The following is a 12592-nucleotide window of genomic DNA, read 5'->3' on the forward strand; positions in this document are numbered from 1 at the left end:
AATATCCAGTCTACGCCTCAGGCTTTAGAGGCGCCCACCATATCCTCTTGCGCCGTTTCTTTCTCATCCTCGCCAGGCATTTTGATCTGCTCGATACGACCTAGCAAGAAGAGGAAGCAGAGAACGCCTACGATGAGAATAGCGCCAGCGATCAGGAAGTTGGCCGCAAACGAGTTGGTTTTATCAATCACCAGACCAGCCACAATCGGAGCAATAATACCCGAGATGTTGCCCAGTAGATTCATAATACTTCCTACAGAGCCAACGGTTCCCTTTGGCGCGATGATGGCCGGAATACTCCAGGCCACCGGCGCAGCAAAGGCCAGACCACCAATGGCGATGCTGATCCAGATCGTCGCCAGGACGGCATTGGTCGTGAACGCGGCCCCGATCACCGCCAGACCCAGCAGCATACCAATCGTGACGATCGTTTTACGTACCCTGGTAGCGTCATAACCGCGAGCGATCAAAGCATCTACCAGCACACCACCGATAACCAGGTCGGTAATCGTTGCCACAATCCAGGGAATAATCGTGTACCAGCCACTTTTCAGGACCGACATATGCAGCGATTTCTGCAGATAGCCAGGGAGCCAGGTGAGAAACAGGTAGAATGAATAGTTGTAGGCCGCGAATCCAAGGCTCAGGCCCCAGACCTTTGGCTGACGTAACAAAAATCCAAAATTCGCCATCGCGTTGGTCGGAGCAACCTTCTCAGGCTGCGCGCCCCCTCAACGATGTAGCGATGCTCGTCCTCTGACAGCGCCTTTGAATCGCTGGGATCTCTATACAGCGCCCAGTAGATAACCGCGTAGACGATGTTGATGACACCAGCCGCAATGAAGGCGGCCCTCCATCCATAGCCCGCAACAATAAATGCCATCAGCGGTGCCCCGATCACCGAAGAGAACTTGGCGGCCGCGTCGAAGGCCGAAGTGGCCAAGCCACGCTCCTTGATGGGAAACCAGTAACCGGTCGCCTTGGAAGCGCCCGGAAAGACTGGAGCCTCACCAATACCAAGCAAGATACGAGACAGGATAATCAAACCGAAGCCACTGACCAGACCTGTCATGAACGTAGCCAACGCCCAGATAACACTACCTATGCGATTGAGCCAGCGCACACCAAAACGGTCCAACCACGCACCGACTGGTAGCTGCAAAATGGTATAGCTCCAGAGAAATGAAGAAAGAATCAAACCAGTTTCAAAATTTGAGAGCCCGAGCTCTTTTTCAAGTGGAGTAAGTGCAACTGAGATATTTACACGATCCAGGTAATTGACGATAATTCCTAGACTCAACAGGCTTGCAATGCCCCAACGCACATTCCCTACACGCTTTTTCATTGTAAATGTAAAACCTCCATATAAAAACCCATTGCCGGGTAACTCCACTGTAGCACAATTTTCTCAGCCCTACAATATGATTTTTCTACTAAAAGAACACTTGCTGTGTATATTTCAAAATCAGGTCGCATAAATAAGTTATTTGTATGTCAAAGCAACATAAGAATAAAATAAAGTAAATGTTGTAAACTGTTCAGCAGCCAGTACATTCTCCCTTTACTCTCTACAAAATGAATTTGACAGCATTGCTTCTTTTCCTTATGCTGTAGACAATGGTCGCTAACAAGCGTTCCGAGAAAAATCTGCCATCACGACTAGATCGCAAGAAAAGAAAGAAGTGAAGCTCAATGGCTGCATATTTTATTGTTGATGTTAAAGTGCATGATCCACAGATGTATGAGGAGTATCGCAAGCAGGTCGGTGCGACACTGGAAAAATACGGCGGCAAATTTCTGGTGCGCGGAGGCGCCTTCGAGGTTATCGAGGGCGAATGGCCCCTGCAGCGCCTGGTGATCCTGGAATTTGAAGACGCGGCACAGTTCAGGCGCTGGTACGATTCACCCGAATATTCAAAAATCAGGGAGATCCGCTTCCGCGCATCTGAAGCCCGGGCCGTGATGATCCAGGGAGCTGAATAGCTTCTGCTATAGCAGAGCCGCTTGACGTGGCTCTGCTATTTTTTTGAGGGGGGTGCGCAAACATGCAAATCAACGTCAGTGGCTAAACAGGAGATTGATGCCGACAAGAAGCGCGCAGATGATGATGGTTGCTGTCAGGGCCAGGATATCAAAGCGAGTGAAGTGCAGGGCGCGTAGCCTGGTGCGCTGCCAGCCCGCGTGACGTCCATAGCAGCGAGCCTCCATAGCCACGTTGAGGACTTTAACTTTTTTGAAGCCACTGACAAAGAGTGGAATGAGCAGCAGAGAGAGCTTTGAGACGCGCTGGAAGAGGTTGCCCTGGTCAAAGTTCAGTCCCCGAGCCGCCTGGGCCTTCATAAGACGTTCAACCTCGGTAACAAATATCGGGATAAACTTGAGGGCGATCACCAGCACCATCACCAGGGCATTGATCGGGATACCAATCCTCTGCAGCGGAGCGGCTAGCACCTCCATGCCGTCCGTCAGATCTACCATCGAGGTTGTAAAAGACAGCATGGTCGCCAGATAGTAAAGGAAGAGGACGCGCACAATCGTCAGTACGCTATTGATGATGCCCTGCCAGGTTATGCCTAAGATCCACCAGTGCCAGAGCCACTGCGAGCTATGTGGAGGCACATAGAATAGAACCTCAAAGATAAAGGCAATCAACAAAAAGATGAGAAATGGTCGCAGACTGCGCAGGACATAGCCGAGCGAGATGCGCGATAGCTGATGCAAAACGATACAAAACAGCAGGCAGAGCGCAAAGGCCTGAAAGGTACTCAGATAAGAGGTCAGGCCGATCAATAAAACAGCGCAGATCAGCTTGGCCCGTGGATCCATGCGCGCCAGCACAGAACCATTGTTCACATACTGCCCAAAGGTTATATAGCGAGAAAGCTCAATCATAGCCACCACCCTTGCAAGGACACCGATAGTTCAAAGAACACCGAAACGTGCTTTCAGCAATTCCGCTTCTAATTCGGCACGATCCAGGACATCAGTCCGCAATGCCGGTAGCTGCGCGCGCAAGGAGAGCGCGATCTGCGCCGCCTCCGGCAAGGCAATATCCAGGGCGCGCAACTCGGGTGCCCGCGACAGTGTCTCCCTGGGTGTACCACTAAAGACCAGGCGCCCCTTATCCAGTACATGAATGGTGTCCACCAGTTCGATCACATCCCTCAGGCTACTGGATGCGTAGATAAGCGTTAAACCCGAGCGCTGCTTGAGCGCTCGTATCAGAGCAAACAGCTCATGCCGTCCCTGTGGATCAAGACCGGCCATCGGCTCATCAAAGATAATCACCTCTGGCTGCAGGGCCAGCACGCCCGCGATCGCCACCCTGCGCTTCTGCCCACCACTCAAGGCATAGGTATACCGGGTACGGAAATCCTCATAGGGCAGTCCCACCGCCTCCAGAGACTCCTGTACCAGGCGACGCGACTCAGCCAGAGAGAACTTGCGCTGGCGCGGCCCAAACGAGACATCTTTGCCTACCGTCTCCTCAAAAATCTGCGATTCGGGAGATTGAAAGACGACCCCCACACGGGAACGTATGCTGGCCAGTTTAAATGCCTTATCGCTCGTATTCTTACCATTAAAATAAAAGAGGCCAGAGGTGGGTTTGATCAGGCCCGCCAGTAGATCGATCAGCGTTGACTTGCCCGAACCAGTCGGACCCACCAGACCGACGGCGCTCCCCGGCGTGATTGCCAGCGCCAGCTGATGCAGAGCCTCCTGCGCGAAAGGCGTCTCGCTTCTATGGATATAAGAAATACCATGCAGCCCGAATAGGAAGGCATCCCCTTTTTCTGTGATCAACTCGGGGGTGAGAGGATGAAGCGCATGGGGCTGATTGGCGCTACCCGGCTCGCTCGCGGTCACAGAAACAACCTGGCCGGTGGCCTCAGGAGAAACAACAAACTGCTCGGGACTCAGTACCACGGCTGGAAGCTGTAACCAGCCCTGAGCGCGCAAGGTGTGTCCGATATGCGTCACCATCGGAACGTCAAGTCCGACGGCCTGAAGTTCGTCGGTACGAGAGAAGATAGCCGCTGGTGTATCATCCATCAAGATGCGACCAGCGTCCATCACGATCACGCGATCAAACGAAACAATCTCAGGCATAAAATGCGTGATATGGATGACGGCAATCCCCTGCTCGTGCGCCAGGTTCTGAATCGTTTCCATCAGTTGACTGGCTGTATGACCGGAGATCATGGTGGTTGGTTCATCCAGAACCAGGTAGCGCGGTCGCATGGCCAGCACACCGGCAATGGCTACACGCTGCTTAAGGCTGACCGAGAGCTCGCTGATCGCGACCTGCGCGTAGTCTTCCAGGTCCAGAGCCTGCATGGCCTCTCGCACACGTATAGCGATCTCAGCGCGCGGCAGGCCCAGATTCTCTGGGCCAAAGGCCACCTCATCGATAACGGTGCTGGCGATCAGCTGATCATCCGGATTCTGAAAGACCACCCCGACGCGCTGGCGAATGGTCCAGATGTCGTCCCCACCGGCATCGGTGCGCAGGCCATCAACCAGCACCGAACCAGATTGGGGTGTCAGGATAGCGGCCAGCAATCTGCTGAGTGTGCTCTTCCCTGAGCCGTTCTGACCAATAATGGCGACCGTCTCCCCTTCACGAATGGTCAGAAAAATATCCCGCAGCGCAGGCGGCACGTCCGCCTGCGCGCTATAGTTAAATGTAGCGTTCTTGATCTCAATCATAATGCTTAATACGGCAGTTGATCACGCGGCTTCGTGTCAGGTGCGTGGACCAGGCGCGACTCCAAAATGTAGAAGATGCGTACCAGGATGACGGTCAGAATCGCTGCGATGATGGCCTCGATGATGGACTGCACCAGTACGATCGAAATAATCACCTGCGCCGGAAAATAGCCGCGAATAATGAGGGCTGCCACAACCAGGATGGTGTTGGTGGCCGCGCCTACAAAACCAGCCGCAGCCGCCGCCAGGTCCCGGTTGATGCGCACCAGGGCGGCAAAAGTAGCCCAGGCCGTCAGGCCAATAAAGATGCGCGGCAGAATAGCGACGCTTGGATCTTTAAAAAAAGGGACGGTGGCGCGAAAAAAGCTGAGCACTCCAAAGATCAAGCCCGAAATAAGACCGACGATTGGTCCGGCGATCACACCACCCACAATGGTAGGAATGTGCTCAATGGTCGCGTTACCAATCGCATTGGGAAGAGGGATAAAACCGAGGTTTGGGATGACGCCAAGGATAATGGTGATAGCAGCCAGTACGCCCGCGATGATGATCCGTTCCGTCGTCAATGACCAGGGACGAGTAGTGGAAGGATTAGAGCTAACGTCACTCACATTCTTGCTCCTTCTGAAGAAAAACCAGCTTCCAATAAAAAGGCGGTTTGCTTTACCAGTATAAACCAGATGAGTTCAAAAGAAAAGCGAACATGCGCGAAAAATAAAGAGGCTATCCATGCTCACGGGATAACCTCTTTTGTGCTGCTTCAGTTGTTTTATATTGATCTTACGCCAGATCGAGCATGCGCTGCAGAGCGACACGCGCCCAGTGGGCGGTCTCTTCATCAACGCTGACCTGGTTGATCACATTGTCTTCCAAAAGCTCTTCCAGCACCCAGGCGACGTAGGCCGGATGGATGCGGTACATGGTTGAGCAAGGGCAGACGATCGGATCGAGACAGAAGACAAACTTGTCGGGATTCTCCTGGGCGATGCGGTGAACCAGGTTGATCTCGGTGGCTACTGCCCACTGGCTACCGGCCGGGGCCTTCCCGATCTGCTCGATGATGTATTCGGTCGAACCGTAGAGATCTGCGGCATTGACCACCTCCTGGCGGCACTCAGGATGAACGATGACGTTGATGCCGGGATAATCGGCGCGCGCCTTCTCGATCTGCTCAACGCTGAAGCGCATGTGGGTCGAGCAGTGACCTTTCCAGAGGATGATCTTTGAATTGGCCAGTACCTCTTCCGCATCGTCAAAGGCCATCGGATCTTTAGGGTCCCAGACCACCATCTGGTCGGCAGCGATCCCATAGTGGGCAGCCGTGTTGCGCCCCAGGTGCTGATCGGGGAAGAAGAGCACACGTTTGCCCTGCTTGAACGCCCAATCGATAACCTTTGGAGCATTCGACGAGGTACAGACGATACCTCCGTTGACACCACAAAAAGCCTTCAGGTTGGCCGCCGAGTTCATGTAGGTGACCGGAATGATACCGGCGTCATCCCCCAGCGTCTCGTGCAGCAGTTCCCAGCACTCTTCGACCTCAGCAATATTGGCCATATCGGCCATAGAGCAGCCGGCCGCCGGATTGGGCAGGATGACCTTCTGATGCGGTTCACTGAGCACGTCGGCGCTCTCAGCCATGAAGTGTACGCCACAAAAGATGATATAGTCGGCGTTCTTGCGTTTAGAAGCCAGCTGCGCCAGCTTGAATGAATCACCGCGATAGTCCGCGTACTTGATGATTTCATCACGCTGGTAGTGGTGGCCCAGGATCACCAGGCGCTCGCCAAGGGCGGCCCGGGCCGCGCTGATGCGGCGGTCCAGTTCCTCACCACCCATCTCAGCGTAGAATAGAGGGATCGCATCTACGCGCTTTGAAAGGTCATAACGAGCGCGTTTCTGCGGATTGAGCAGCGGCAGTACATGCGTTTCCTGGCTTACGGCACACTCAGTTTTGACAGCCATGGGTTTGCTCCTTCAGAACATGCTTTATGCAAACTCTAGAGAGATGTTAAAATTGGGCGCTGAATGCGTCAGGGCGCCGAGCGAGATAAAATCTACGCCGGTCGCGGCAACAGCGCGTAAACGCTCAGGATTAGTTCCAATATCGCCAGAGGCCTCGATTAAGACACGGGGATCTTCACGGCGGATCACATCTACCGCCTCGCCCATCTGTTCGACCGTCATATTATCCAGCAGAATAACATCGGCACCCGCCTCCAGCGCGGTGCGTACCTCGGCCAGCGTCTCACATTCGACTTCAATTTTGAGCAGGTGGGGCGCCATCTGACGAGCACCGGCCACTGCGGCCTTGATGCCACCCGCCGCTTTAATATGGTTATCTTTAATCAGAACGCCATCATTGAGCCCAAAGCGATGATTATAGCCTCCACCCAGCAATACAGCCATTTTTTCCAGGGCGCGTAACCCCGGAGTAGTCTTACGCGTATCGATGATACGTGTACGCGAGCCTTCAACAGCCTGCGCACACTGCGCGGTTAGCGTCGCGACTCCAGACAGGCGGCCCAGAAAATTGAGCGCAACGCGCTCAGCGCTCAAGAGCGAGCGAGCGGGACCAGCCAGGAGCAGCAGGTTCTCATCGGCCTGCACCGACGCGCCATCCCGCACCAGTTGCTGAATCTGAATACGCTCGTCTACCTGTCGAAACACTTCGGCAGCCACAGCGATACCGGCAACAACGCCCGGCTTGCGCGCCAGGATACGTCCCTCCGACCACTGCTCCTCGGGTACCGTACTCAGAGTCGTGATATCAGCAAAGGCTCCATCTTCTTCTAACGCCTTCTTAATCAGATCCACAGGCGGTTTATGCATGTGAGACAGCCTCCTTCTGCAGCTCCAGTGATCCAAAAGGAACACTGTGCAGAGGCACAAAAGCGAGATGCCGGGCAGCCAGGCGTGTATCTGCGTTCTGATAATCCAGACGCCAGTGGCTCCCCCGACTCTCTCGTCGTTCGAGGGCCGCAGCAATGACCAGTTCGGCCACAAGCAGCATATTCAAGGTTTCCAAAGTAAAGGCATCCCGTCCTTCTGCCAGGAACAACTCGGCACGCAAGCGCTGAATCTGGCTCTGCGCTTCGAGCAGCCCTTCCTGATCGCGGCACAACGACACATACTGCCACATCACCTGGCGCACCGTCCGGCGAACCTGTGCTGTTGACAGCTCATACATCGAACCAGATGCCGATACATCTATGGCGCGAATTTCGTCATCGTATGTTAAAATCCGGGCCGCACGATATAGCGACGATGAGCCCATGGACTCCATGCCACCGGTTTGTACAAAATGATCGGCGATACGAATTCCATATACCAGGCCCTCCAGCAGTGAATTGCTGGCCAGGCGATTGGCGCCATGCACACCGGTACAGGCTACCTCGCCAACGGCATACAGGCCATCAACAGTAGTATGTCCATAGGTATCTACCAGCACGCCACCCATGCAATAGTGGGCTGCCGGAGCGATCGGCAATAGATCGGTCGCCAGGTCCAGACCATGTTGCCGGCAGAAGGCAGAGATGGTCGGGAAACGCGCGTGCATCTTCTCAGCGGGCAGGTGGCGCAGATCCAGATACTGACAATCGGTCTGCTCGCTCAGCATCTCGTTCAAGATGGCGCGTGCCACCACGTCGCGTGGAGCCAGTTCCTCCTGCGGGCTGTAACGCGGCATAAAACGCTCGCCAGCATGGTTGCGTAGATACGCCCCCTCGCCGCGTACCGCCTCAGAAATGAGGTTGGAAGCCCCATCAACCACCATCACAGTGGGATGAAACTGCATAAATTCCAGATCGGTTAGTGCGGCGCCCGCCTCCCAGGCCAGCGCCAATCCATCAGCCGTCGCACCAGCAGGATTCGAGGTATGCAGCCACAGGCCGCCCGCCCCACCATTCGCCAGCACTACAGCACGAGCCTCCACAGAGAAGGACTCTCCATTGCGGTGTGTCGCTTGCAAACCCACACAGCGACCATCACGCATCATCAAATGTTGTACAAAAGTATTTTCATATAAATCAATCGAGGAACGCGCTTGAATAGCAGTCGTCAGCGCGCGCTCAATCTCAGCGCCCGTTGCATCGCCACCGGCGTGCAGCACGCGCCAGCGACAATGGGCACCCTCACGGCCTAACAGCAGCCCATCGGGTGTGGCATGAGCATCTTCACCGGGCTGCGCCCGATCGAACTGGACACCCATTTCGATCAACCAGCGCACAGCTCCGGGAGCCTGCTCAACCAGAGTACGTACCGCATCCTCGTCACACAATCCAGCGCCGGCAGCCAGCGTATCCTGCAGATGAAGCTCGGGATCATCATCTTCTCCCAGAGCCACCGCCAGGCCCCCCTGCGCATAGCGCGTATTACTCTCACCGAGCTGACCCTTGGTGAAAAGGGCCACACGCACATGCTCAGGCAAACGCAAAGCTACCGAAAGTCCCGCGATGCCGCCACCAATGATAGCCACATCAAACGGTTGGCTGTGAGTCATGCCTTATTCTCCTTCGAATAAGTGTAACTTGTACACTTACGACTCAGACAAAAAAGAAAAGGTGTTTAATTTACACTAAGTCCGACCTTTAGTGTCAAGTGTACCCTATTTTGGGGCATTTGTCCATGCTAGATTGCGCGAATCTGGCGTTCCTCCGAAATTTCCTCCCCGGCAGCACTGTCCAGTTTTGGCCAACAAAATTCAGCACACATGATGTCAAAATACGCCTGGTTTTGAGCTCAATAACTGGGTATTTCACCCTCTTTCTCACGGATGAATATCGAGAGCATTTCGATTGGATGAAAAAACTAACTCCAGCCGAATTTTAGACTGATGAAGAGTATGGTAAAATATTATCTAGATAAGATTATCTCTCGCGATGTCAGATTTTAATATGAGAATACTGGAATTGCTATGAAAACGACGACGCCATTATTAGTCATTGTTAGCGGACCTGCTGCTACCGGAAAAACCTCTTTGGCGAAACAGCTCGCAGAAAAAAAGTCCATACCGGCTATATGCAAGGATGATATTAAAGAGTCTTTGTTTGATAGTCTGGGGTATGAAACTCCTGATTGGGTAGAGAAGCTTGAGGTAGCAACCTATGATTTATTATTTTACCTGGCTCATACCATGCTTAAGGTTTCAACATCACTCATCATTGAGAGTGATGTAACGCCGCATTTTAACGAGGAAAGAATTCAGAAAATCAGAGAACAATGTGATTTCCGAATTTTACAAATTGCTTGCCGAACTGAGGGGGAAACGCTGGTTAAACGATTTCATGAGCGTATGAGCAGTGGAACTCAGCACCCTGGCCATTTTGAGGCGTACTATCTAGAAAATTTTGAGGAGTTTAGAGAGTCGCTACAGAAAGGATATTCCACTACTCTCGATGTTGACAGTGATGTCATCGTTGTCGATACTACAGATTTTGCAAACATTGATTACGACCAATTGTTAAGCAAAATAATAGTATAACAATTGTGCTTATGCCCTGTGCCCTCTCCACCTCTAAGGTTTCTGACCCTGGTGAAGCAGCTGCTTCCTCGGTGATGCAGCTGCTTCCTCATCTCTGATGTCTATATAGGCAAGCTTTCAGTTTCCATTTACAGTTGTAAACGTGAAACTTATATCTTTGAAAAATTGTCTGGCAGAAAAGCGGGGCACACTTGTTATACACACGTTTCACACCATCTTCAAATTTATATTATCCGATTGAGAGAATTTTATTTCTTGTTAAGATTGCTTAACCCCACCTTTACAATAAACACATCATTATCACGGGTTTCTTTTACTTTTGCATAGGCAAATATATATACAATAATTAACAGCCCGTTTCTATCATTATTATTCATATTTTAGCTGTTGGTGGATGCACTACGCATAACTAACATTTGGCAAGAGGAATTATGTCAAAACAGGTTTTTGCATTGGATGCAACTGCAACGCATCGTATCACGGTGCATTGGGAGGCGGAAAATAATTCCGCTACCGTACTGGTTAATGGAACAATATTAGGCACGTTTTCTAGCGTTGAGGAAAAGGTAGCAGGTAAGGATTTTATCCTGCCCGATAATTCACCACTACATGTGCAATTTTTCAACGGTTACCCCCAGGCTTTTCGAGCCGGTTATCCACTGGCTACTGTACCTGATGTGGATGATACTCCCGTAAACCAACGACAGCGTGGTGGATGCCTGACCGCATGGATCATTTTCAATCTGGTGATTGCAGTGATAGGATTGGCGGTTAATCTTCTGGCTACCCTTGGCACGATGGTTAACAATAGGGTGGGGATTTCACCGCTAGTATTTCTTGTCCTCAGTCTGTTGGGAATTGTTGCCATTGTAGGCTTTAGCTTATTGCTTGCCTGGAAAAAATTGGGATTTTACCTGGTTGTGGGTCACGTATTGGCAGCTATTCTAATCATTTTGATAATTAGAAACTACGATATGAGAGTTTTTTTATCTTTGATAGGAATTGGAATTCTCTATGCCTGGCTCCAAAGAAGTGGTGTGTGGAAACAACTTAGCTAGTATATGCATGTATATATAGGGACGGGGCCAGAGAGCAGCGAATTGATGCTTTTCTCTGGCCCCTTCTTTTGTAGGTTATGCGCATAGGGTCATTTGCCAGGCATGAAAAGGAGGCCGATGATGGTAACGATGTAGACGCCTAACACGAGAACCGAGTCGATGCCGACGCGGTGGAAGAGTTGTTTGGGGCGGCGGAAGATGAGTCCATAGATGTAGATGCCGGTGAGCAGGCAGCCCAGACTGGCCAGGTAGATGTCGCTCTTCTGCGCCTGGGGTAGCACAGCCTGACCGGACAGGAGGTCGGCCAGAATGAAAAGGACGGGCAGGAAGGCGTTGCCGCCAAAGATGTCGCTGAAAGCCAGTTCGTAGTCGGAGATCCAGGTGGATTGCAGACCCGTTGAAACCTCGGGCAGCGATGTGGCTGCGGCAAGGATGGTAGCACCGAAGAGCACGCCACTCAAGCCGATATCCTTAGAGATGGCATCACCGCTAAACTCCAGGGCCGCGCCGGCGACCAGCGTAATGACAGATGCGATGATAAAGGTTAGCAGCGCGCGTCCGGTTGAGGTCTGCTTTTTACTCTTCTCCTTTTGCTGTTTTTTTGTGTTCTGTGCCGATGCATCCTGCGTATCACCGCCATCCTGATCTTTTTTAACCTGCCAGGGCAGGTCTTTGCGCGCCCTGCTTAAGAGCCAGAGTCCAAACACCCAGATCACGACGATAAGCAACGCCGAGGGCGACATACGCAAAAAAGCTATCCCCTGCGGAAGCTGGGTACCCATAATGGCAACCACCAGGACCGCGATTACCAGGACACCTTCCAGCACGAGCTCGATGGAAGAGGCAAGGTACGAGAGTGCATCTTTTTTTCTGGCTCCAAAGGCATCCAGGAGCACCAGCACCACAGTCTGAATGGCGATACCGCCCAAAATATTACCGGTGGCGATATCGATATTGTGGGTCACCCCCGCAGTCGCCGTAATGGCGATTTCCGGCAGGTTGGTGGCGACAGCCAGCAAGATCATACCGCCAAGCGCCTGCCCCAATCCAAAGCGATCCGAGAGGATATCAGTGCTATTGGACAGTTGAATTCCAGAGAGCCAGACCGCGATGGCCGCAACAATAAAAATCCCAATAAGGGCCAGTAGAGGCAATGATTGAAACATGGGATTCTCCCCGTATATAGAAATGCTATGAAACGTCATCTTTTCAGGCATGACATATCTCTATGATATAAGAAATACTGCCTCTTATACGTACTATCCCAGCCCCTGTGATACATACATGTGCTTACAACGGAGAGAAAAGGTCCTGGAGACAAAAGCATGCACCTTGCCACCGG

At 52.3% G+C, this 12592-nt stretch carries 10 protein-coding genes and 1 pseudogene; 3 read left to right on the forward strand and 8 right to left on the reverse strand.

The features are described from left to right. Positions 1–17: 17 nt before the first annotated feature. Positions 18–1345 (reverse strand): annotated as a pseudogene (locus tag AABA21_RS39425) (MFS transporter). Between the two features lie 347 nt (positions 1346–1692). On the opposite strand from AABA21_RS39425, the gene AABA21_RS16370 reads away from it, so the two are divergent. Further along, positions 1693–1983: a DUF1330 domain-containing protein gene (locus tag AABA21_RS16370; protein WP_338251940.1), complete on the forward strand. Its 291-nt coding sequence runs from the start codon at positions 1693–1695 to the stop codon at positions 1981–1983. A gap of 75 nt (positions 1984–2058) precedes the next feature. Here AABA21_RS16370 and AABA21_RS16375 read toward each other — a convergent pair whose 3' ends face one another. From AABA21_RS16375 to nadB, 6 genes are all read right to left on the reverse strand, one after another. Beyond that, the gene (locus tag AABA21_RS16375; protein WP_338251941.1) at positions 2059–2892 is read right to left on the reverse strand and encodes an energy-coupling factor transporter transmembrane component T family protein; all 834 of its coding nucleotides are present in this window, start codon (positions 2890–2892) and stop codon (positions 2059–2061) included. Positions 2893–2922: 30 nt separating this feature from the next. Next, complete coding sequence (locus AABA21_RS16380) at positions 2923–4710, reverse strand: ABC transporter ATP-binding protein (protein ID WP_338251943.1); 1788 nt, start codon at positions 4708–4710, stop codon at positions 2923–2925. Between the two features lie 5 nt (positions 4711–4715). Further along, entirely contained in the window at positions 4716–5321 is a 606-nt protein-coding gene (locus AABA21_RS16385) for an ECF transporter S component (RefSeq protein WP_338251945.1), read from the reverse strand. A 169-nt stretch (positions 5322–5490) separates the two neighbouring features. Further along, positions 5491–6675 carry a quinolinate synthase NadA gene (nadA, locus tag AABA21_RS16390; RefSeq protein WP_338251947.1) on the reverse strand — a complete coding sequence of 395 codons (1185 nt, stop codon included), beginning with the start codon at positions 6673–6675 and terminating at the stop codon, positions 5491–5493. Positions 6676–6699: 24 nt separating this feature from the next. Next, a complete protein-coding gene (nadC, locus tag AABA21_RS16395; protein WP_338251949.1) occupies positions 6700–7542 on the reverse strand; it encodes a carboxylating nicotinate-nucleotide diphosphorylase in 843 nt (280 codons plus the stop codon). Continuing rightward, complete coding sequence (gene nadB / locus AABA21_RS16400; protein WP_338251951.1) at positions 7535–9211, reverse strand: L-aspartate oxidase; 1677 nt, start codon at positions 9209–9211, stop codon at positions 7535–7537. Before nadB ends, nadC begins: the two co-directional genes overlap by 8 nt. 414 nt (positions 9212–9625) lie before the next feature. Between nadB and AABA21_RS16405 the strand changes: the two genes are divergently transcribed. After that, on the forward strand, positions 9626–10192 hold the full coding sequence (locus AABA21_RS16405) for a P-loop nucleotide/nucleoside kinase family protein (RefSeq protein ID WP_338251953.1): 567 nt from the start codon (positions 9626–9628) through the stop codon (positions 10190–10192). 431 nt (positions 10193–10623) lie between these two features. Continuing rightward, entirely contained in the window at positions 10624–11250 is a 627-nt protein-coding gene (locus AABA21_RS16410; protein WP_338251955.1) for a hypothetical protein, read from the forward strand. A gap of 89 nt (positions 11251–11339) precedes the next feature. Here AABA21_RS16410 and AABA21_RS16415 read toward each other — a convergent pair whose 3' ends face one another. Then, positions 11340–12416: a sodium:calcium antiporter gene (locus tag AABA21_RS16415; protein ID WP_338251957.1), complete on the reverse strand. Its 1077-nt coding sequence runs from the start codon at positions 12414–12416 to the stop codon at positions 11340–11342. Positions 12417–12592: the final 176 nt, after the last annotated feature.

It is taken from the genome of Dictyobacter halimunensis (assembly GCF_036245075.1).

Coding starts and splice junctions, on each gene's coding strand:
- AABA21_RS16375 (WP_338251941.1), bottom strand. CDS start 2,892: ATGATTGAGCTTTCTCGCTATATAACCTTTGGGCAGTATGTGAACAAT.
- nadC (WP_338251949.1), bottom strand. CDS start 7,542: ATGCATAAACCGCCTGTGGATCTGATTAAGAAGGCGTTAGAAGAAGAT.
- AABA21_RS16415 (WP_338251957.1), bottom strand. CDS start 12,416: ATGTTTCAATCATTGCCTCTACTGGCCCTTATTGGGATTTTTATTGTT.
- AABA21_RS16380 (WP_338251943.1), bottom strand. CDS start 4,710: ATGATTGAGATCAAGAACGCTACATTTAACTATAGCGCGCAGGCGGAC.
- AABA21_RS16370 (WP_338251940.1), top strand. CDS start 1,693: ATGGCTGCATATTTTATTGTTGATGTTAAAGTGCATGATCCACAGATG.
- nadB (WP_338251951.1), bottom strand. CDS start 9,211: ATGACTCACAGCCAACCGTTTGATGTGGCTATCATTGGTGGCGGCATC.
- nadA (WP_338251947.1), bottom strand. CDS start 6,675: ATGGCTGTCAAAACTGAGTGTGCCGTAAGCCAGGAAACGCATGTACTG.
- AABA21_RS16405 (WP_338251953.1), top strand. CDS start 9,626: ATGAAAACGACGACGCCATTATTAGTCATTGTTAGCGGACCTGCTGCT.
- AABA21_RS16410 (WP_338251955.1), top strand. CDS start 10,624: ATGTCAAAACAGGTTTTTGCATTGGATGCAACTGCAACGCATCGTATC.